The following is a 21,541-nucleotide window of genomic DNA, read 5'->3' as shown; positions in this document are numbered from 1 at the left end:
TTATGACGTTTCCGGTTAGGTTTCATTTATAAATGAAATCGTTGTTACTGATAAAAGTAAGCTTTTGGCGCGCACAACTCAAGGCTTTTGTACGCTCAGCGAGAAAAAGCCGCCTATCGGATGGGGATGCGTTCGACGGTATCAACGCCACCGAGCGATTTCGATATGGTCTGAACGGCGGTCTGGAGTTTGCGGGTGGCGTCCTCAAGGCTTTCGCTACCGAGCGAGCGGATATAGGGGATGGTCAGGGCGGCGATGACGGTGCCGTCGCTGAAGATCGGGCAGGAAATATCGGTGATCCCGTCTGTGAAATCCGAGCGGCGCTGCACATAGTTGTTTTTCTGGGCAAACTGGCACAGCTCATCAAAGGTGCGCCAGGTATCAGGCGCAGTCTCCGCCATCAGTTGGGCGCGCCAGACTTCCTTCATCTTATGCGGCTGAAAGCTGAACAGGGTGACGCCGGAGGTCGATTTCACGACCGGGGCCTGATGGCCGACCCGTACCGAAAAGCCGAGATCGCCGGGCGCTTCGACGCGGGCGATAACGACGATCTGGTTGTCGGAGGCGATGGCGATATGACATGACTGGCGCGTCGATTCGCTTAAACCCTGCATGACCGGCATGGCGCTGGCCAACAGGTTCTGGCTGGGGCCACGGCTCATGCCAAGCGAGAACAGCTTATTGGTCAGTTCCAGCCCGTCGCCGCGCAGGGCCGGGGCCACATAGCCGCGGTTTTCCAGCACCTGCACCATGCGGAATAATTCGCTGACCGAGCGGTCAAGATGGGCTGATATCTGCGACAGGGTCAGCGGGCGTTTATGGGCCGCCAGCAGTTCCAGCACATCAAGGCCTTTTTCTAACGCCGGGGCGCGGTATTTCAGGACGGTGGTTTCGGTATCCTTATCGTCGTCACGCAGATTTTGGTGCAGATTCATAGCGTTACCCCTGGTTCAGATTTAATTTTATAAAAGGATTTGGCATTGGTTTCGAAAATTTTATGAATGTTATTGGCAGGCAATGCCCGCAGATGGTGGTCAACCTGATCGAACCATGACCGGTAAGATTGGCGCAGATTGACGACCGGCCAGTCCGAGCCCCACATCACCCGATGCGGCCCGAACTGTTCAAGCAGGTGGTCCACATAGGGCCACAGATCATCAATCGGCTGACCCGGCATCATTTCGGTGACCAGCCCTGACAGCTTGGCGTGGACATTGGGGTTATGGGCAATGGCGGTGATCTGCGCGCGCCAGTGCCGCGTCTCTTCCGGATGGCTGTGACGGTGGGCAATCGGGGGTTTGGCGCCGTGATCAATGACGATGCGCAAAGCCGGGCAGGTCTTCGCCAGCCGCTCAATCGCGGGCAGGTGGCGGGTAAAGATCAAGGCGTCGAAGGTAAGGTCGTGGCGGGTGAGCGCTTCAAGCGCCGGTGCCACGGCGGGCTGATTGATCCAGTCGTCATCGGGCAAGGATTGCAGCATGGGCCGCACGCCTTTGAATTTGGGCTGCTGCGCCAGATGGGCGATGCGGTCGGCGGCACCGGGGGGCGACATATCGACCCAGCCGACGACGCCTAAGATCAGATTGTCATTGCCCGCGACTTCAAGCAGCCAGTCGGTGTCGGCGTCATGAGCTTGCGACTGCACCACTATGGTGCCGGACAGGCTGACGCCCACCGCCTCCGACCTTAGATCCTGCGGCCTAAAATCCCGGTAGATCGGCCCAAGATCGGACGTAGGCCATTCGTGGCCGTTGCGTCCGATCTGCCAGAAGTGATGGTGGGCGTCGATGACCATCCGACCCTCAGTGTGTGGTGGCTACGGGCGTCGCGCTAAGGGGGCGCTTGGGCGATTTCAGCCCGTACCAGGCGATAACGACAAAGCACAAGGCGGGGATGAAGATAGAGGTGCGGATATGCGACGCATCCGAAATCAGCCCCATCAGCGGCGGCAGCAAGGCCCCGCTGACGATGCTCATGACCAGAAGCGATGAGCCGGTTTTGGTCAGCGGCCCAAGGCCATCCACGGCGGTGGCGAAAATCGTCGGGAACATGATCGACATAAAGAACGATGTCGCGGTCAGGGCATAGAGGCCATATAGTCCGCCTGCGGTTGCCGCATAGGCGCACAGGCCGATATTGATGACGGCAAAGACAGCCAGAATTCGCACTGGCGACAGGCGGCTCATCAGGGCCGTGCCAACAAACCGGCCAACGGCAAACAGGATCAGGGCGATGAACAGGAAGTTAGCGGCGTCTTTTTCCGGCATGGCCAGTTCGGACTGGGCGTAGCGGATCATGTAGCTCCAGATCCCGACCTGTGCGCCGACATAGAAAAACTGCGCCATCACGCCAAACAGGAAGTGGGGTTTGGCAAACAGGCCGCTTAAAGAACGTCCGGCAGAGAGGTTTTCGCCAGTATGTTCGTGGGTGTTTTCGGTCGCGGCGGCCGGGAACTTCGACAGGGCTACCAGCACCGCCCAGGCAATGATGATGGCACCGATGATCAGATACGGCACCTGAACGGCCTGAGATTCGGAAATGTAAAAGGCCTGACGGGCCTGATCAGACAGGGCGCTCAAAGACGATTCGTCATGCTCGACCCCCGACAGTATATACTCCTTACCGACCCAGATGCCGGTAAGCGACCCCAGCGGATTAAAGGCCTGCGCCAGATTAAGCCGGAAGGCGGCCTTTTCGGGCGGCCCCAGCACGGTGATCAGCGGATTGGCTGAGGTCTCTAAAAACGCTAGACCTGACGCGATCACAAACAGCGCGCCTAAGAACCAGCTATATTGGTGATTGTCAGCGGCGGGATAAAACAGCAGGGCCCCGGCGGCAAACAGCAACAGGCCCGCAATCACCGCCGCCTTGTATCCAAAGCGGCGCATGAACAGCCCCGCCGGAATGGCCAGCAAAAAATAGCCCATGTAAAAGGCCGACTGCACCAGACCTGATTGCAGGTCGGTCAGGCTGAACGCCTTTTTAAACTGGGGGATCAGCACGTCATTGAGATTGTTGGCCATGCCCCAGAAAAAGAACAGACTGGTAATCAGAATAAGGGGCCAGAGCGCACCCGTTGCCGGGCGCGACGTGTCAGATGCGCGCATGAAATATCCTCAACCTGTGTGGGCGTTATTTTTTAAAGTCGCCCTTTGCAAAGCAAGACATCACATATAAACCAAATCGTCAAATATGAAATTTACATCATTGTCAAAAAATGTCGGCATGGATAAAAATGCCACGTATAACCTTAAAGGCAGGAGACGCCACATGACCTTGAACCGATATTGTTTCGCCCTTGATCTGCATAATGATGCCGCTTTGATCGAGCGTTATAAGGTCTGGCATCAGCCGGGACAGGTGCCTGCGGCGATTGTGGCTTCCATTCGTGACGCCGATATCCGCAGTATGGAAATCTGGCAGGCGGGGGATCGCATGTTCATGATCATGGAAACTGGGCCAGCGTTTTCAGCGACGGCTAAGGCGGCGGCGGATGCCGCCTCAGAAGACGTTCAGGCGTGGGAGCGCCTGATGTGGGCGTTTCAGAAGCCTCTGCCGTTTGCCAAAGCGGACGAAAAATGGGTTGAAATGACCCGTATTTTCGACCTGACGCAGCAGCCATAGGCGACATACGCAAAAAAGCGCTTCACAGTTCCGGTCTGTCGGGATATCTGACGAAACAAATTGCCGGACAAATGGTCCAGGCAACCAGACATGATGAATTATATGATAATTGCCTTGGCCGAGAGGTTCGGCTAAGGGCATGGCAGCAGGTTTCAAGTGCAGGGAAAGCGTTGATGTTCGGTTTCGGTAAAGCAAAAGCACAAAAAGGGGCAACCCAAACTCAGACCCTTAAGATCGGTCTGATCGGGCTGGGCAAGATCGCGGTCGATCAGCATATCCCGTCCATCCGCGCCAATAAAAACCTTGAACTGGTCGCCGGTGCCAGCCCAGGGTCGCGTCCGCAAGGGGTTGTGGCCTATAACACCCTGGCGGAAATGCTGAAAGCCCACCCGGAGATCGAGGCGGTCTCCGTCTGTACGCCGCCGCAGGTGCGGTTGAGCGTTGCGCGCGAAGTCATTGAGGCCGGTCGTCACGTTTTCCTTGAAAAGCCGCCCGCAGCGACCATGGGTGAGGCCGAACTTATCCGTGATCTGGCTAAGGCCAAAGGCGTCTCGGCCCTGGCGAGCTGGCACTCACGCTATGCCCCGGCGGTCGAAGCGACCCGCAAATGGATGGGTGAGCGTCCGATCAAGTCGGTCCATATCGTCTGGAAAGAAAATGTTCGCCAATGGCATCCGGGTCAGACCTGGATCTTTGAGGCTGGTGGCATGGGCGTGTTCGATCCGGGTATCAATTCCCTCTCGATCCTGACGCGGATTGTGCGCGATATCGTAATCGTTAAATCAGCCGATCTGCATTTCCCGTCCAATTGTCAGGCGCCGATTCAGGTCGAAATGAACATGCAGACCGATCTGGGCCTGCCCATTCGCGCCGATTATGACTTCCTGCAAACTGGCGTGCAGACCTGGAGCATTTTTGTGGAATCCGAGGCCGGTGAAAAACTGACCCTGTCCATGGGCGGCACCGAGCTTGAGATTGACGGCAAGACGATCATCAAGGAAAAAGAGGCTGAATATTCAGGCCTTTATGCCCACTTCTATGATCTGGTCAAAAGCGGCACCTCGGATGTTGACCTGAGCCCGCTACGGGTTGTGGCGGATGCCTTTATGGTCGGCAAACGCATCGAAGCTCCGGCCTATATCGAGTAATCTCGCCGGATGGGGGAAATCCGGTGGCGAGGCGACAGACGATGCGCTAAGGTTAATGCGGGTTCAACGTCTTGGAATGGGGGGAGGCATGGCTTTGCGGCAAATCAGTTTGGCAGCAGTAACCGGCCTCATCCTGTTGGGGGCGTGCGATAAGCCGCAACCGGCTAAGCCCGCTGTGCCCGATGACGCCTTACCCGCGACCGTGCCGATCCGTGTTGACGACAGCTATATGCAGTCCGAAATGCGGGCACCACGCTCCAGTACCGCTGACCTGCCGCCGCAGGCCGCCAAGTTTATCACCGCGCTCAATAGCGACGATGAAAAGCTCATTCTCGGCTATCAGAGCTTTGAGGATATGTACTCCGAAAAGGGCAAGCTCAATCAGGTTGAGCGTGACCATATCCAAAAGGCCTTGCGCCCGCTGTTGGCATCAGGCTCAATCGCCATCAAGGAAATCGATCGCGCCGATCACGAATTTACGGTGCTCTTTTATCTGACCGAATATGCTGATCAGATGGAAGACGAAACCTTCCTGCGCCAAAGCTATCTGACCGCCTATTTCGCCTGCCGGTTTGATGATACGGGTGGTTCATGGAAACTGGCCCCGCCCGCGGTGTGTTTCTCTGAGACCGATGGCCCGTACGGGTAACAGGCTAAGGCCTCCGGGCGTTTATTTCCCTGACAACCGCCCTAGGCTGCAGATAGCCGTCCCGTCGGGCTGAAATTCTCCCTTGACTTAGAGCGCACTCTAACTCGTAGGTTCCTATGCGTCGTGGCGAGAAAAGGGTGTTCATGAAGATTGGTGAACTTGCGAAGCGTTCAGGATTGTCGGCTCACACCATCCGTTATTATGAGCGGATAGGGCTGCTGCCTTATGCTTACAGAAATCAATCGAGCCAGCGTGACTACGACGCAACTATCCTGATCTGGATCGAGTTTCTGAACCGTCTAAGAACGACCGGAATGCCGATCCGAGATATGCTGCGCTATGCAGTCTTGCGGGAAAGCGGCGTCGACACTGAGGCTGAGCGCCGTCTTATACTTGAACACCATCGTGAACGGGTTCGCGCCCATGTAACGGAGCTGAACGCCTCTCTTCTTGTCCTCGACGCCAAGATGGCCGGTTATGCCGGCTCGCAACAGAGGATAAATGAGTATGACACACCACCACCAGAGCGCAGGCGAAAGCCGACTGGAACGCGGGCGGCGCGCACTCGCTGAAATCGACGGTGATGCCGGACATAAGGTCGTGGCCGCGCTGGCTGACATCGCCCCCGACTTCGTAACCTATTTGTTCGAATTTCCTTTTGGCGACATCTATAGTCGCCCGGGCCTTAATCTGCGCGATCGGGAGATCGCCACCATTGCGGCCCTGACGGCTATGGGTAACGCAACCCCTCAACTGAAAGTCCATATCGACGCGGGCTTAAACGTGGGGCTGACTCAGGAGGAGATTATTGAGGTCATCATGCAGATGGCCGTTTATGCGGGCTTCCCGGCCGCGCTTAATGGATTGTTTGCGACGAAGGAAGTTTTTGAACAGCGCTCAAAGGCTTAACGGGATCAGCAAAAGCCAAGCTTCTGAGAGGTTGAAACAGACCGTGTCATCCCGGTTCGCAGAGTTGGTGATTCTTCTAATAAAAATTATTTTAGTTTATTTTGATAGGTTAACATAAATAGGGTGATTTTTTAAGTATGTTGCCGTGGATGGTGAACCTAAAAATAATGCCCTGAAATCGAAGTTTCAGGGCATTATTTTTTCAGTAATTGAGACTTGATCCGCTTAAACTTTAGGATCCGCAATAAATTCAGGCTCCGGTGCATGGGTGCGGGTGACCTTGGCGACCCGCAGGGCATTGGTTGAGCCTGATTTTCCAAACGGCATACCCGCGACGATAACGATATTTTCGCCCACTTCGGATATGCCTTCGGTACGCGCCAATTGCGTGGCGACGGCGACCGTTTCCGACATCGAATGGGTCACGGGCGCGGTCGTGGCATGCACGCCCCAGGTGATGGCCAGACGGCGGGCGGTTTCTATATTCGGCGTCAGACCTAAGATCGGCACGTTCGGACGTTCGCGCGCTACCCGAAGCGCCGTTGAGGCCGAGTTGGTCAAGGCCGCAATCGCCGACGCGTCAATGGTTTGCGCGACCTGACGGGCTGCGGCGGCCATGGCGCCGGACGTGGTTTTTTCAGGCTCTGGACGACGGCGATCGGTGTTGGCGCGCCAGCCCTCGTCGGTTTCAACGCGAGCGACAATGCGGTCCATGATGGTTACGGCCTCGATCGGGAACTGGCCCGCGGCGGTTTCAGCCGACAGCATGACGGCATCGGCACCGTCAAATACGGCGGTGGCGACGTCCGACGCTTCGGCGCGGGTAGGGGTCGGCGCGGAAATCATCGATTCCAGCATTTGGGTTGCCACGACCACCGGCTTACCCATCATGCGCGCCGACTGGATAATACGCTTTTGCGCCAGAGGCACTTCTTCGGGCGGCAGTTCGACCCCAAGGTCGCCGCGGGCGACCATGACGGCATCGGACAGCGCCATGATTTCTTCCAAATTATCAAGCGCTTGCGGTTTCTCCAGCTTGGAAAGCACCCATGCCCGGCCTTTAATGATTTCTTTCGCTTCGAGCACGTCTTCGGGGCGTTGAACGAACGACAGGCCGATATATTCAACCCCGCGTTCCAGGGCGAATGCCATATCTTCGCGGTCTTTTTTGGTCAGGGCCGGGATCGGCAGCACCACGTCGGGGACGTTGACGCCCTTGCGGTCGCTGAGGCGGCCACCGTTAATGACCACGGTTTCGAGATGGTCTTCGCGGACGTGGGTGACTTTGAGTTTCAGCTTGCCATCATCGAGCAGCAGGTGCGAGCCGATCTGGGCCGCGGCAATAATCTCAGGATGTGGCAGGTTGGCACGGCGGGAATCGCCCGGTGTCGGATTCAGATCCAGCCGGAACGTCTGACCATTATTAAGAACGATGGCACCGCCCATGAAGCGGCCAACCCGCAGTTTCGGACCCTGAACGTCAGCCAGAATACCGATCGGGTGCTTGGTGCGCGCCTCAAGCTCGCGGATCAGATCGATATTGCGGCCGTGATCTTCGTGGCTGCCGTGGGAGAAATTTAGGCGGAAAACATCGGCACCGGCCTGAAACAACTGCTGGAGCATTTCGGGGTTCGAGGAGGCAGGGCCCAATGTGGCGACAATTTTGGTACGACGGCGGCGAAGTATCTTCAAGGCAGGACTCACTAACAGTTGGGTATTGACGACTCAGCGGCCTTGTAGAGCTGAAAGCGGTAGATGCAGCGCTTTTGTCCCGGCCGGGCTTGTTGCTGCGACAAAGCGCTGCTTCTTAACGCCTGGTCAAGTCATATTTTTATAACAAATAGTAAAAATGAGGCCCGCAAGAGTGTGTAAAATTGACACAATGGTCAAAACTTTACGCTTAAAATCTTTTTTACGGACTATTTGTGTGACTTTTGCGTCAGCATCGCATATTTTTATGGCAGCGCTGTCAATCTTTAGTAGCTTCTCATTGATATTATGATATCGCTACCATTCAAGAGTGCCCGTTTCAGTGTGTTTTTGGTTTTTAAACATATCTGCGGCAGGGTGCCGGACGACAGTCAAACTGGAAGGGTTTCAGGTTAAGGGCGCAATTGCCGGACGTGGTGTGTACGTTCCGGGCTTCCTCATACATCCTCGAATATCCGCCCTTTTTGACTGAATAACTGTGATCGCGGTTCACAATTCTCAGAGAGACTGCCCATGCAGGCAATCTCCGGGCCGGGATCATCAATTTTGGGACGCATTCAATCACACCGGCTGCAAAGACCGGAGATTGAGCCTTGGTTTATTTAGAGGGAGGAGTTTTATGAAAAACTCACGTACTGCGCTTAACGGGCGCAGCGTTTACAGCATCGCGCTTAAAAACGGGGTATCTGCAGTGGCACTTGCTGCGCTGGCAGCGGCTCTGGCCATGCCGGCCATGGCACAGGACGCTCCGGCCGAAGATTCGGACGTGACCGAAGTGGTCGTCACCGGTCAGCGCGCCCAGATCAAAACGGCGCAAAAGATCAAGAGAGATGCCGAAGTGGTCGTCGATTCGATCACCGCGGTTGACATTGGCGCCCTGCCGGACCGATCGGTATCTGAAGCCCTTCAACGGGTTGCAGGTCTGCAAATCCAGCGCGCCTCTGAAGCGCGCGATCCAATCCGTATGACCGCTGAAGGTGGCGGGGTCGTCATTCGCGGTCTGACCTGGGTACGTTCAGAGACCAATGGCCGCGATATCTTTTCGGCCAAAAATGGTCGTTCGCTGAGCTTCGAAGATGTGTCGGCTGATTTGCTGGCCGGTGTTGATGTCTATAAGAACCCGGCTGCCGATATGATTGAAGGCGGGATTGGCGGCACGGTCAATCTGCGCACGCGCCTGCCGTTCGATTCGCGTAAGCGCATCATGGCCTTCACCATCGACTCGACTTACGGCGACCTTCAGAAAGATTATCTGACATCGGGCAGCGTGGTTTACTCTGATCGCTGGGACACCAAAGTCGGTGAAATGGGTCTGTTGCTCAACTACTCGCTTGGCAATGTGGGTAACCTGACCAATGTGATCGCGGTTGACCGTTATGTGAATGCTGAAACCGCCGCCGGTGATGATGTGTTGGTGCCGAATACCATGGGCTGGCGCACGATTGACTGGACCCAAAAGCGCGAAGCTGTGGCCGCAGCCTTTCAGTGGCGTCCGAACGACAGCCTTGAGTTTACCTTGCAGGCTTTCCATTCCAAGGCGACGCCCGAGAATACCGAATACAATGTCGGATTCTATAACGACTCTGGTGAAATGACGAGCCTTTACACCGAATCGGGCGGCGTGCGTATGCCGACGGCTTCGGCTGCGACCTACGGTTATGACTCCTCGGGCACCTTTGAAAACGGCACAGTTTATGGTGCTGGTATCACCGCGAACACCCGTTACGGCAAAGATGTCAAGACGACCACGGATATCGCTTTAGCGGCCAAGTGGTACGTCAGCGACAAACTGACCCTAACCGGTGATATTCAGTACATTAAATCGACGGCTGAAATCCTGTCGAATACGGCTTTTGTGCAGTATTGTACCGAAATGGTCGGTGGTAGCTGCACTGTTGCCGGTAAGGCTGATGCCAGCATCGATCTGCGTGGCGACCTGCCCAAAATTAGCATCCTAGACAGCGGTGAAGACATTCAGGCCAATTACTATTGGGCCGCCGCTATGGATCATATCGAAGATAACGAAGCCGAACAAAAATCGATCCGCCTCGATGGCCGTTACGATTTCGACGACGGAAGCTGGCTGAAATCTTTTAAGTTCGGTGCCCGCACCACCGACCGCGACTACATCACGCGCCAGTCCAACTGGAACTGGGGTGCGCTTAGCCATCAGTACTGGGGCTTTCTATCCGGCGGCGTAAGCCAACCGGTCTATCTTGACGAAGCCGGTGGCTGGGATGTGGGTTGGGCGTCTTCGCCCGCCAATGCCAACCTGCCCGCCCAGTCGGAACTTGTAAGCTTTGACAACTTCATGCACGGTGATGTACCGGTGCCAGGCAATATCTGGTTCCCTTCGGAAGGTCTGGTTTCGTCGGGTCCGCAGGCGATGTATGAGCAACTTAAGGCCACGGAAACGGCAGGCTGGGGTTGGTCACCGGCCACACTCACCAACCAAGGGGCTGCCGGCCTCAACACACAGAACGAGCAAACCAAAGCCGTTTACGGTCTGATTCGCTTCGGGGGTAACCTCGATAGCTGGGGTGGCCGTGAAGTTGACGGGAATATCGGCGTTCGTGTCGTTAAGACCGAAACCGATGTGGGGGAATCCTTCGTTACGACCACGGCGCCGACATCTGTCGTCAGCTGCGTAGATACAACACAAACGGCCGGAAATTGCGCGGTTTACAATAGCGTGATTGCGTTCGGTGCGGCCAGCTTCCCGGTTAGCGGTGGTACGGAATACACCAATGTCCTGCCGAGCCTGAATCTGCGTCTGAAATATTCAGATCAGCTTCAGTTCCGCTTTGCAGCCTCCAAGGCCATTGTGCGTCCGGAAATGTCATGGCTATCGCCTTATACGACCCTGGGGTCAAGCTTTACGACAGTGGCGCGCACGACACCGGATGGCCCGGATGCCGGTTCTGATCCCGATCCGATTTTGGACGGTAACGGTAATCCGACCTACTATGTGCAGTCCTACAGCCTGACCGGTCAGGGCGGAACCGCTGATATCCAGCCGGTCGAAGCCAATCAGTATGACCTGACGGCGGAGTGGTATTTCGCCCCGACCAGCAGCTTGACGCTGGCGCTGTTCCGTAAGGACATGAAGAACTATATCTATGTTCAGTCAATACCGGAAACCTACACCAATAATGGCCAGACCCTGACGTTTAACGTTAACCGTTATGTGAATGGCTCAGAAGAAGGCAAGGTCGAAGGGTTTGAAATCGCCTACAATCAGTTCTTCGACTTCTTGCCGGGTATCTGGTCAGGGCTCGGGGCGCAGGCCAACTATACGCGCATCGAATCTTCGGGCGGGCGTAATCCGGTGGTGTCGATCTCCGATGGCAACCAGGTATCCAATTCCAACCTGAATGATCTGCCTCTGGAAGGCATGTCACCTGACAGCTACAACCTTGCGGTCATGTACGAAAAGTACGGCATCTCGGCGCGTCTGGCATATAACTGGCGCTCTGACTACCTCTACACCACCTCGGCGGCCAATGTGAACCGTCCGATGTGGGCTGAGGCCTACGGTCAGCTTGATGGCTCAATCTTCTACGACATCACGCCGAAATTCAAAATCGGTATCCAGGGCACCAACCTGGGACGTGATGTGGCCTATACCCGTGTATCGAGCGACCTGAGCCGTCCGCTGGAGACGCAATACTACTCGGCGACCAAGACTGATCGCCGTATCTCTTTGGTGCTGCGCGGCAGCTTCTAAACTAGAGGTGACGACCAGAGGCTTCTCCCGTATAATGCGGGAGAAGCCTTTTTCTTTTGAAAATTTGCGCTCTTTTGGGGGGCGTTTATGCAAAACCCGATCAATAAGCTGATTATCGCGGGCGGAGGCACCGCCGGATGGATGACGGCGGCGGCTTTGAGTGTGGCCCTGCCGAAATCGGTGGAGATATTGCTGATCGAATCCGAGGATATCGGCACGGTCGGCGTTGGCGAAGCGACCATTCCCACCATCCGAAAATTCAATGAACATCTCGGTTTGAATGAGGGCGAATTTATCCGCTCGACCGAGGCGACGTTTAAACTCGGCATCGAGTTTCTGGGCTGGGGCCGCAAGGACAGCCGCTACTTTCACGGCTTTGGCGATTATGGCGCTGATCATCAGGCCATCAGCGCCTATAGTTTATGGCGGCGGTTGCGGGCTGAGGGCGATGACACCCCGCTGGAGGCATGGTCTCTACCGGCAGCGCTGGCCTATGCCAACCGGTTTTTCCCGCCCAATCCCGATCCGCGCTCACCGATGCATGACTACACCTATGCATACCATTTCGATGCGGGATTGTTTGCAAAGTTTCTACGGAGTCATGCCGAAGCGCGTGGGGTTAAGCGGCTCAACGCCAAGATTACCGAGGTTGTTTTACGGCCAGAAGACGGCTTTATCGACGGCCTGCGCCTTGATAATGGCGCGGTCGAGTATGCCGATTTTTTCATGGACTGTTCCGGCTTTCGCGGGCTGCTGATCGAAGGCGCGCTCAAGGCCGGATTTACTGACTGGTCGCACTATCTGCCAGTCGATCGGGCATGGGCGGTTCCGTGCCAAACCCGCGGTGAGTTAACGCCCTATACCCGTTCTACCGCCCATGAAGCCGGCTGGCAGTGGCGCATCCCGCTGCAGCATCGTACCGGCAACGGCCATGTGTTTGCGTCGAACTTTATCGATCAGGACAAAGCCCTGGATACCCTGATGGCAAATCTGGACGGCATGCCGTTGAAAGATCCGATGCTGATCCGTTTCAAAACCGGCCATCGCACTAAAATCTGGGACAAAAACTGCCTGTCGTTGGGTCTGGCGTCGGGGTTTCTTGAACCGCTGGAATCGACCTCTATCAATCTGGTTCAGACCGGTATCACGCGCTTCCTTGACCTCTATCCGGGCCGCGATTGCGATCCGGGGCTGATACATGAATATAATCGTCAGATGACCCTCGGTTATGAGCGGGTGCGCGATTTCATTATTCTACATTACAGACTTAATGAGCGTCAGGACGGGGAACTGTGGAAATATTGTGCTCACATGCCTATACCGGATGAGTTGCAGCAAAAGATCGACATATTCTCGCGCCGCGGTCATGTGGTGATGTTTGAAGAGGATCATTTTGCGCGCCCAAGCTGGCAGGCGGTGTTCAATGGTCAGGGTGTGATTTCACAAACCTATGATGGTCTGACCGACCGGTTACCGCTTGATGAATTGCGCCAGCTCATGCGTGGGCGGCGCGACGCGATTGCCCGTGTCGTGCCGCAAGTGCCACTGCACAGCACCTTTATTGCGCAGCATTGCCCATCGCAAAACTTCATGGCCGCCAGCTAAGATGGGCGCGCCGCTGAATATTGTTATTGTGGGCGGCGGCACGGCCGGGTGGATGACGGCGGCGGGGCTGTCGCTGGCCTGCCCGCCGCAACTGGCGACCATCACCCTGATAGAGTCCGATGATATCGGCACGATTGGGGTGGGTGAAGCCAGCATACCCTCGATCGCCCATTTCAACAGCCTGCTGCGCATTGATGAGCGCGAGTTTATGGCTAAGACCCGTGCCACTTTCAAGCTTGGGATCGAGTTTGTCGGTTGGGGTGGTGAGGGCCAGAGCTATATGCACCCGTTCGGCAGTTTTGGTACCAATTTCGATCTGGCCGCGTTTCACCATTACTGGCTGCGTCTAAAACAGATGGGTGAAGGCGGGGACATACTCGACTACAATCTGAGTGCCGTTTTATCGCGTCAGGGCCGGTTTGCCCCACCATCACCGGATAAAAATTCACCGTTATCGTCTGTGGTCTATGCTTACCATTTTGATGCCGGGCTTTATGCGCGATATCTGCGTAGTTATGCCGAGGCGCGGGGGGCGCGCCGCCTTGAGGGCATGATCACTCAGGTCGGTCAAAACAGCGAAACCGGCTACATCGAAGGGGTGACCCTGAAAGACGGTCGCGTCATTGCCGGGGATTTTTTTATTGATTGCTCAGGCTTTCGCGGCCTGCTGATCGAAGGGGCGCTCAAGGCCGGTTTCGAAGACTGGTCGCACCTGCTGCCGTGTGATCGGGCGGTGGCGGTGCCGTCTGAAAACCCGGCGCAGTTGACGCCCTACACCCGTGCCACCGCCCGCAAAGCCGGATGGCAATGGCGTATTCCACTACAGCACCGCACGGGTAACGGATTGGTCTACAGTTCGTCTCATATGAGCGATGACGAGGCCGCGCAAACGCTCCTCAGTAGCCTTGAAGGCAAGGCGCTGGCTGATCCGCGACCTATTCGGTTTCTGACCGGACGGCGTAAATCAGCCTGGGTGAAAAACTGTGCGGCGGTGGGATTATCAGCCGGCTTTCTGGAGCCGCTGGAATCGACCTCGATCCATCTGATCCAGAAGGGGGTGAGTAAGCTGATCCAGTGCCTGCCGCGGCAGGCGACTGCTGGGGGGGCTTTTGCGCCTCACCTTATGGATCACTTCAATCGTGAGACCCGCCATGAATACGAGGATGTGCGGGATTTTCTAATGCTGCACTATAAAGCCAACGCTCGTGACGGGGCGTTCTGGCGGTATTGTCGTGAGCAGGACATCTCAGATCGCCTGAAAGCGCGCATGGATCTGTTTCGCGAAAGCGGGCGCATCTTTACCGGCGAGACGGAGCTTTTCCGCGACCCAAGCTGGCTGTCGGTGATGTTGGGGCAGGGGATATTTCCGCAGGATTATGACCCTCTGGCGGATCGCATGACGATTGATGACATTCGCCAAAATCTCGCTCACATTAGCCGTACATATTTGCGTAGCGCCGCCCAGGCGCCTCGGCATGAGGACTTCCTGCAACAGCATTTCGGCAAACCTAATATCGCGACTGAAATCGTGTAACCCGGCACCGCGAATATACGAATCAGCAATGGTGCGGTGCAAAATCGGCATTAACGTCAAAAAAACTTAAGTTACGAAATTTTTTCATGAAATTTTCGCGTAAGGGTTAATTTTCGTCTTTTAAGGGCGCTTTTGCAATTGTCTGGCAAATTTGTTGGCTAATTATAAGTACTTGCTGAAAATCAGTCTTTTCACGATTTGCGCCTTAAGAGCGAAAAATGAAAAAAATTGACGTTCGCAGGTTTTTTCAGTTGCAAATTAACTCCAAAACGCGCTTTTTGAAATTTGATTTATTTAATCGGGAAGGGCCTATAAAGAGCCTTCGTCACCGAACACAGGGTAGGGTACATGTCCGAACCAACACCTAGCGCCAAAAAAGGCTCCGGCCTTGTCCTGGCGGTCATCTATGTCACAGCGCTTTTCTTCATATGGGCGTTCGTCACTAATTTGCTAGATCCGCTTTTGAAGGCCATGAAAACGGTCTTCACACTGAATAACCTCGAAGCCAACCTGACTGGCTTTGCTTTCTTCATAGCCTATGGGGTCATGTCGTTCCCCTCGGCAGCTTTCCTTTCAAAATTCGGCTATGCCAAATCGGTTCTGCTTGGCCTTGGCGGTATCGTCATCGGCTGTCTGATCGCGCTGGTGGCCACCAAGGTTCAGATTTATCCGGTCTTCCTGGTCGCCTTGTTCACCATGGCGTCAGGGGTCACCCTGCTTCAGGTTGCGGCCAATCCGTTGATCGCCTCGCTGGGCTCGGCCAAGGATTCACACTTCCGGCTTAACCTGTCGCAAGCCTTTAACTCGCTGGGTGCGGCGTGCGGCATGTTCTTCGGCGCACAGTTCCTTTTGGGCGGCGACATCTTCAAGGAAGAGGTCGTTGTCACCGAAGCCCTGCGTCAGGAAACCCTGGCTTTCGTGGGCAATGTCTACTTCCTGATCGCCGCCGCTCTGGCTGTGTTCATCGTCGCCATCTGGCTGGTGCGTCAAAAGATCACCGATGCCGCGCCAAAGATGGGCCATCTGGTATCGCCGTTCTCAGCGCTACAGTCTAAGTGGGCCAATCTCGGCGCTATCGGCATCTTCCTTTATGTCGGTGCGGAAGTCGCGATTTCGCTGAACCTGCTTTTGTTCCTTGAGCAAAAAAATATCTTTGCTCTGGGCGCTCAGGATGCGGGTAAGCTGATCACCTTCTACATGCTGTTTGCCATGATCGGTCGCTTTGCCGGTTCGGCCATGTTGAAGTTCATCAAGGGCTATATCCTGCTCGGCGTATTTGCCGTCGGTGCGATGGCCATGTGTCTGGTGGTTATCTTCTCCAATGGTCTGGTGCCTGCGGATATGAACTCCAGCGTCAACCTGCTGGGCGTCAACCTGCCGCTGACCACCGGCGTCATTCCGGGCTTTGCGGCTCTGCTGGTGGGGCTGTTTAACTCGATCATGTTCCCGACCATCTTCACCCTGACACTGGAGCGTTCAACGGCGGCCACTTCGGCCACGTCGGGCCTTCTGGTGCTGGCGATCGTCGGTGGTGCGTTCCTGCCGCTGGTGTTCGGTTACATTACCGACATGACCGGCAGCCGTAACCTCGGCTTCATCGCGCCGCTGATCTGTTATGTCTATGTGTTGTGGTTTGCGATCGTGGCCCCCAAGGCCCCGACCCATGCCATCGAAGAAGGCGTTGCTAGCGGCCATTAATCTGGTCGTCTACGCTGAACTGTAAACGAGGGCCCCTGCTTAAGCCTTAAAACAGGCAGGGGCCTTTTTATTTGAGTTAAACCAAACTGAGTAATCTGGGTATTCTGGGATAAAAGATGCTTTATATTGGCGTTGATTTCGGGGGCACAAAGATCGAGGCGGCGGCGCTGTCAACAGATGGCACTTTCCTGAGCCGCCAGCGTGAGCCCAATCCCGGCAGTTATCCGGCGGCTATTCGTCTGGTGCGTGACCTGATCGCACGGGTGGAGGCTGAGGCAAAAACCAAGGCACCGGAACTTGAGCGTGTTAGCGCTACCGTAGGAATCGGCTCGCCCGGTTCCATGTCGCCGCGCACCGGAGTCATGCGCAATTCAAACTCCACCTATCTGAATGGCAAGCCGTTCCGTCAGGATCTGGAAAGCGCACTGGGGAGGCCGATAAAGCTGGCCAATGACGCCAACTGTCTGGCGCTCAGCGAAGCCGTCGATGGGGCGGGTGCTGGGGCGGGCTCCGTCTTTGCGATTATTGTCGGCACCGGCTGCGGAGGCGGGCTGGTCGTCAATGGTCATCTGGCCGAAGGTGCCAATGGCATTGCCGGGGAATGGGGCCATATGTCCCTGCCGTGGCCTAAGCCTGAGGAGTATCCCGGCCCGAAATGCTGGTGCGGCCTGCATGGCTGCCTTGAGACCTGGGTGTCCGGCACCGGCTTTGCCCGTGATTTCGTGGAAACCACAGGACGGCATATGAAGGGCGAGGACATTATCGGGGCCATGCGCGCCGGTGATCGTGACGCCATGGCGGCCTTTGACCGCCTGCTTGGCCGGTTGGGCCGCAGCATGGCCTCAATCGTGAATATCCTCGATCCGGAAGTCTTTGTATTCGGGGGCGGGTTGTCGAACGTGCCTGAAATCTATGAGCGGTTGCCGGGGATGATTGAACCCTATGTCTTTTCCGATAGCTGGCAGGCGCGCCTCAGTGCCGCTCGTTGGGGGGATTCGTCCGGCGTGCGCGGGGCGGCCTATCTCTGGCGGGACAACTAGATCCTCGCCGGGCGGTGGCGGCTTGAGCGGAATGTTTCCATTAAAAGTCATTCCGCTCTAATCGATTTTTATCTGGCAGATCAGTTGTTTTTAAGACAGATAATGTCTGCGTAATTCATTAAAGTGGTCGCGGCGTTATGGCGAAGATCGGATTCAGGGTTGGGGTGGCAATAGGTCTGTGGATGGCGATGTCCGCCATGGCTCAGGCGCAATCGCCAAAACCTGATGGCCCGGCGGTCAGGACGGCCCAAGGCGCGCTGATGGGCGAAACCGGCCCCAACAAAAGCTTTGCGTTCAAGGGCGTGCCGTTTGCCAAGGCTCCGGTCGGAGATCTGCGCTGGCGCCCGCCTCAGCCGGTTGCGGCGTGGAAGGGCGTGCGGCTGGCTCAGAAAAGCGCACCGGCCTGTTTGCAGGTGTCCTATGGCTGGAACGAAAAGGACGCGGCCTCCAGTGCCGAAGATTGCCTTTATCTGGAACTGCGCACCCCGACCCTTGAGACCGGTGCCAAAAAGCCGGTCATGGTCTTTATCCATGGCGGTGCCAATCGCGCCGGGGGCGGGGCGGGCACCATATCGTCGGCCATGGTCGATGACGGGGTTGTGCTGGTCAGCCTGCAATACCGGCTGGGGATTCTGGGGTTCATGTCCCATCCGGCCTTAAGCGCCGAAAGCCCGTACAAGGTTTCGGGCAACTATGCTCTGATGGATATGATCGCGGGCCTTGAGTGGGTGAAGGCCAATATAGCGGCTTTTGGCGGCGATCCGGACAATGTCACGATCTTTGGCCACAGTGCGGGCAGCCACGATGTCGGGTTGCTGCTGACCTCGCCCTTGGCGAAGGGCTTGTTTCATAAGGCGATCATGCAAAGTGGCACGCCACAGTTCGGCATGGCCCCGCGCACCCTGACCCAGAACGAGGCTTTGGGCGTCGAACTGGCTAAAACCGTCGGATCGCGCACCGAAAAAGATCCGGCCAGCGCCCGCGCTCTGGCGGCCTTGCGGGCGGCACCGGCCAAGGCCCTGCAAGCGGCGGCGGATAAGTTGGATGCCCCGATCCCTGACGACAGCTTCATCTGGCTGCAACCGACCGTGGATGGCTATGTCCTGCCGCGTGCGCCCGAAGATGTGTTCATGGATGGCGATCAGGCCAAGGTGCCCCTCATCATCGGTATGTCGGCGCGTGAACTGGGGCTGCACGGCGGTAAGGAGGCGGTCTACAGCACCATCCAGCACGAATTTGGCGAACGCGCCTTTACCGCCAAGCGCTATTATAAGCTTGATATCAACCTCGATCCGCCCGCCGATCCGGTGCTGGGCTCTGCCGATCTGCAACTGGCGACCGATATCAGTTTCCGCTGTCCGTCGGCGTGGGTGGCCGATCATCAGGCCTCAATCGGTCAAAAGGTCTGGCTCTATCAGCTTGAGGTCGATGCTGACCCGGCTAAGCCCGCAGGCCACGGCTCGGAGCTGGCCTTTGTGTTCAACCGTCCGCCCGCCGGGGCAAGCTTAAGCGCGTGGCCGCCGATGTTGTCTTACTGGGCCGGTTTTGCTGCCACAGGGGTGCCAGGTGGCCCCAACCTGATGGCGTGGACGGAGTATGGCCTTGACGAAAACTATATGACGTTTTCGCGTACCGGCCCGGTGGTGCGTCAGCGTCTGCGCGGGGGCATTTGCGACCTGCTCAACCGGCCTTAAAGCGCATCCCCAAAAGTGTACGCGGTTTTGGGAGTAAGATGCGTGTTCTCTAAACCGACGCCACAAACAGGCCGTCGCGGATAGCATCGCTTAAGAACGCGTAGAGATCCCCCTGGTCATCGCCATTCAAGCCTTTGAGGGTCTGGCACAGGTTTTCCGTATCGAGGAGCGTACTCAAAAACTGGTCCTGCTGCGGACTGAGGCGTATCTGACGCGCGGCGTGATTGCGATCCCGCCAGACCAGAATAAGATCGCTGGCCGGGACAACCTCAATGGCGGTCACATCTGTGGTTTGAAAGGCCTGATGCAGACTGAGGACATCAAAGCCAACGTGCAATATGTGCACGGACGGATGCAGAGCCACCGGCAACTCCCCCTCATCCAGCAAGAAGTCGTCCATGTCCAGCCGGTAGGCATCTGCGCCCTTACGCGCTTCGGAGATCGCCCATTCCAGTTGCACCAGGTCGTAGAGGTAGGGAAACGCACCCAAAGGCGGATGAGCCTGACAATGGGCGGCAAAACCTGGCGGGCTGCCCCAGCCATCATACGACACAAGGCTATCACGCACATAGGCGGCGCACAGATCCCTGAACGCTCCGTCGCTCAGGACCGAGCGGGTGACAGGGTAGCTGGCGTGCAAAAGGTCATGCAGGTGTTCAATCTGATCCTGCCGACGCGCCATAAGTCGGGCGCGCGCAATCTCAGCCCGATAGTCAAGCGCGCCCGAGGCTGATCCGCAGCGATAGGTCAAAATGTCGGTCAGACTGATGTTTGCCGTGGAGAGGGTGCCTGCGGCTGCGGGGACAGGGCTATGGTTATCGTCAGTCATCGAACAGTATCCCCAAAATGCGGGCCAAAACACTCAGCCGTTGAGTAAACACGGCTCTGTTTGCCTTACGGTTCAGCTATCCGTCAGGTTACATCCCGTATAAAATATTTGAGGGTTTGGGTTCTTATGACAAAAAGGGTCGATTTTTTTTGAGAATGTGTAACGATCAGACCCATGGCTGCGTATTATCCTGAAACATGGCAGAAGTGGATGCGGGCGGCGCTGGACGGCGATGCTCAGGCTTACCGTGATCTGCTGATGAGTATCAGACCGTTTCTGGTCGGCTATTTTTCCCGCCGCCTTAATGCCGGACATCACGGGCAGGCGGAGGTTGAGGACCTGGTGCAGATGACCCTTTTGAGCCTGCATGAAAAGCGCGCGACCTATGATCGTTCCGCGCCGTTTGTGCCATGGCTTATGGCTGTGGCCCGGCATAAACTGATCGACTATGTGCGCAAAACCAAAAAGGCCGTTCATGTGGAACTGGATGATAGCTTATGCGCTGTTGATGGCTATGGGCCGGCCCTGGCCAGACGCGATGTAGCAATCCTGCTGACGCAACTGCCCAGGGATCAGGCGCGAGTGATCAGGCTGCATAAGCTTAAGGAGCTGAATGTTGAGGAGGTCTCGCGCGTGACCGGCCATAGCATGGCCAATGTGCGCGTCATGGTCCACCGCGGCGTCAAGCGGCTTCAGGCCCTGATTGCCGGTGGCGCCTTATGACGCAGGTCGTGATCGATAAACTGGTGGAGGATTTAAAACCGATACCCGCGCTGCGGTCGGCCCATTTGTGGGGCGTGGGGGCCCTGATCATTGCTCTGACGGCGATCTATGTCGTTAGTCGGTTTGGCGTGCGGCCGGAATATCTGGCCATGATGCACCTGACCTTTACCGTCAATGAAGCGGTCTATGGTAAGCCGCTGCTGTTACTGTGGGCGGGGTTAGCTTGCCTGTGGGGTGTTGCCCGGCTTTACAGACCAGAGGGGCAACTCGGAGGCACGGTCTGGGCCTTTATGACAGCGCCGGTTATTCTATTGCTGCTGAATATCGCGCGTCAGTTCGCAGAAATGGGCGTGATCGAAAGCCTGAGCCGCGTCGATGACTATGCCTCACAATGCATCATTACCAATTTTTTTGGCGGGCTGATCGCATTTGGCCTGCTGTGGGCGCTGTGGCTGCGCAAAGCCGCACCGGCCCGGCCGGCGGTATTCGGTGCCATGGCGGCGGTAGGTGTGGCGTGCCTTGTGGCGGCTACCTATGCGCTCCGCTGTGACCGCGATGCGCCCACCTATGTGCTGGTCTGGTACGTTCTGCCTATATTGGCCGTGGGCGGGGTGGCCGGGCTTATGTCGCGGCGGATGTTGCGGTGGTAGG

General features: G+C 56.5%; 18 protein-coding genes. 13 read left to right on the top strand and 5 right to left on the bottom strand.

Annotation, left to right across the window (positions count from 1 at the left end):
• Positions 1-113: 113 nt before the first annotated feature.
• The 3 genes from OVA03_RS08175 to fucP are packed head-to-tail and all read right to left on the bottom strand — an operon-like array spanning position 114 to position 3,107.
• A complete protein-coding gene (locus OVA03_RS08175) occupies positions 114-935 on the bottom strand; it encodes an IclR family transcriptional regulator (RefSeq protein ID WP_267527626.1) in 822 nt (273 codons plus the stop codon).
• The gene (locus OVA03_RS08170) at positions 932-1,795 is read right to left on the bottom strand and encodes an amidohydrolase family protein (protein ID WP_267527625.1); all 864 of its coding nucleotides are present in this window, start codon (positions 1,793-1,795) and stop codon (positions 932-934) included. The genes OVA03_RS08175 and OVA03_RS08170 overlap by 4 nt, the downstream gene beginning before the upstream one ends.
• Positions 1,796-1,802: 7 nt before the next feature.
• Positions 1,803-3,107, bottom strand: a complete 1,305-nt coding sequence (gene fucP / locus OVA03_RS08165) for an L-fucose:H+ symporter permease (RefSeq protein ID WP_267527624.1) — start codon at positions 3,105-3,107, stop codon at positions 1,803-1,805.
• A gap of 163 nt (positions 3,108-3,270) precedes the next feature.
• Between fucP and OVA03_RS08160 the strand changes: the two genes are divergently transcribed.
• The 5 genes from OVA03_RS08160 (at position 3,271) to OVA03_RS08140 (ending at position 6,330) form a co-directional block, all read left to right on the top strand.
• Positions 3,271-3,624: an L-rhamnose mutarotase gene (locus OVA03_RS08160; protein ID WP_267527623.1), complete on the top strand. Its 354-nt coding sequence runs from the start codon at positions 3,271-3,273 to the stop codon at positions 3,622-3,624.
• A 173-nt stretch (positions 3,625-3,797) separates the two neighbouring features.
• Positions 3,798-4,772, top strand: a complete 975-nt coding sequence (locus OVA03_RS08155; protein WP_267527622.1) for a Gfo/Idh/MocA family protein — start codon at positions 3,798-3,800, stop codon at positions 4,770-4,772.
• A gap of 88 nt (positions 4,773-4,860) precedes the next feature.
• Positions 4,861-5,421 carry a hypothetical protein gene (locus OVA03_RS08150; protein ID WP_267527621.1) on the top strand — a complete coding sequence of 187 codons (561 nt, stop codon included), beginning with the start codon at positions 4,861-4,863 and terminating at the stop codon, positions 5,419-5,421.
• Between the two features lie 143 nt (positions 5,422-5,564).
• Positions 5,565-5,993: a MerR family transcriptional regulator gene (locus tag OVA03_RS08145; protein ID WP_267527620.1), complete on the top strand. Its 429-nt coding sequence runs from the start codon at positions 5,565-5,567 to the stop codon at positions 5,991-5,993.
• Complete coding sequence (locus tag OVA03_RS08140) at positions 5,929-6,330, top strand: carboxymuconolactone decarboxylase family protein (RefSeq protein ID WP_267527619.1); 402 nt, start codon at positions 5,929-5,931, stop codon at positions 6,328-6,330. Before OVA03_RS08145 ends, OVA03_RS08140 begins: the two co-directional genes overlap by 65 nt.
• Positions 6,331-6,555: 225 nt before the next feature.
• Here OVA03_RS08140 and pyk read toward each other — a convergent pair whose 3' ends face one another.
• Complete coding sequence (gene pyk / locus OVA03_RS08135; RefSeq protein ID WP_267527618.1) at positions 6,556-8,022, bottom strand: pyruvate kinase; 1,467 nt, start codon at positions 8,020-8,022, stop codon at positions 6,556-6,558.
• A 637-nt stretch (positions 8,023-8,659) separates the two neighbouring features.
• On the opposite strand from pyk, the gene OVA03_RS08130 reads away from it, so the two are divergent.
• From OVA03_RS08130 to OVA03_RS08105, 6 genes are all read left to right on the top strand, one after another.
• A complete protein-coding gene (locus OVA03_RS08130) occupies positions 8,660-11,767 on the top strand; it encodes a TonB-dependent receptor (RefSeq protein ID WP_267527617.1) in 3,108 nt (1,035 codons plus the stop codon).
• Positions 11,768-11,854: 87 nt separating this feature from the next.
• A complete protein-coding gene (locus tag OVA03_RS08125; RefSeq protein ID WP_267527616.1) occupies positions 11,855-13,372 on the top strand; it encodes a tryptophan halogenase family protein in 1,518 nt (505 codons plus the stop codon).
• 1 nt (position 13,373) lies between these two features.
• Positions 13,374-14,906, top strand: a complete 1,533-nt coding sequence (locus tag OVA03_RS08120; RefSeq protein ID WP_267527615.1) for a tryptophan halogenase family protein — start codon at positions 13,374-13,376, stop codon at positions 14,904-14,906.
• A gap of 348 nt (positions 14,907-15,254) precedes the next feature.
• Positions 15,255-16,604 carry a sugar MFS transporter gene (locus tag OVA03_RS08115; protein WP_267527614.1) on the top strand — a complete coding sequence of 450 codons (1,350 nt, stop codon included), beginning with the start codon at positions 15,255-15,257 and terminating at the stop codon, positions 16,602-16,604.
• A gap of 116 nt (positions 16,605-16,720) precedes the next feature.
• Positions 16,721-17,644 (top strand): ROK family protein, encoded by a 924-nt coding sequence (locus tag OVA03_RS08110; RefSeq protein WP_267527613.1) that lies wholly within the window; start codon positions 16,721-16,723, stop codon positions 17,642-17,644.
• A 182-nt stretch (positions 17,645-17,826) separates the two neighbouring features.
• Positions 17,827-19,338 carry a carboxylesterase/lipase family protein gene (locus OVA03_RS08105; RefSeq protein ID WP_267527612.1) on the top strand — a complete coding sequence of 504 codons (1,512 nt, stop codon included), beginning with the start codon at positions 17,827-17,829 and terminating at the stop codon, positions 19,336-19,338.
• Positions 19,339-19,387: 49 nt separating this feature from the next.
• Here OVA03_RS08105 and OVA03_RS08100 read toward each other — a convergent pair whose 3' ends face one another.
• Positions 19,388-20,167 (bottom strand): hypothetical protein, encoded by a 780-nt coding sequence (locus OVA03_RS08100; RefSeq protein WP_267527611.1) that lies wholly within the window; start codon positions 20,165-20,167, stop codon positions 19,388-19,390.
• Between the two features lie 174 nt (positions 20,168-20,341).
• Here OVA03_RS08100 and OVA03_RS08095 point away from each other — a divergent pair, with 174 nt between their 5' ends.
• Positions 20,342-20,890 carry a sigma-70 family RNA polymerase sigma factor gene (locus OVA03_RS08095; RefSeq protein WP_267527610.1) on the top strand — a complete coding sequence of 183 codons (549 nt, stop codon included), beginning with the start codon at positions 20,342-20,344 and terminating at the stop codon, positions 20,888-20,890.
• Positions 20,887-21,540 (top strand): DUF1109 domain-containing protein, encoded by a 654-nt coding sequence (locus OVA03_RS08090; protein ID WP_267527609.1) that lies wholly within the window; start codon positions 20,887-20,889, stop codon positions 21,538-21,540. Before OVA03_RS08095 ends, OVA03_RS08090 begins: the two co-directional genes overlap by 4 nt.
• The last annotated feature ends 1 nt before the right edge of the window (position 21,541 follow it).

Origin of the sequence: Asticcacaulis sp. SL142 (assembly GCF_026625745.1) — a bacterium.
GTDB lineage: Bacteria > Pseudomonadota > Alphaproteobacteria > Caulobacterales > Caulobacteraceae > Asticcacaulis.
The sequence above is the reverse complement of the archived record's forward strand: the minus strand, read 5'-3'. Positions and strand labels throughout refer to the sequence as shown.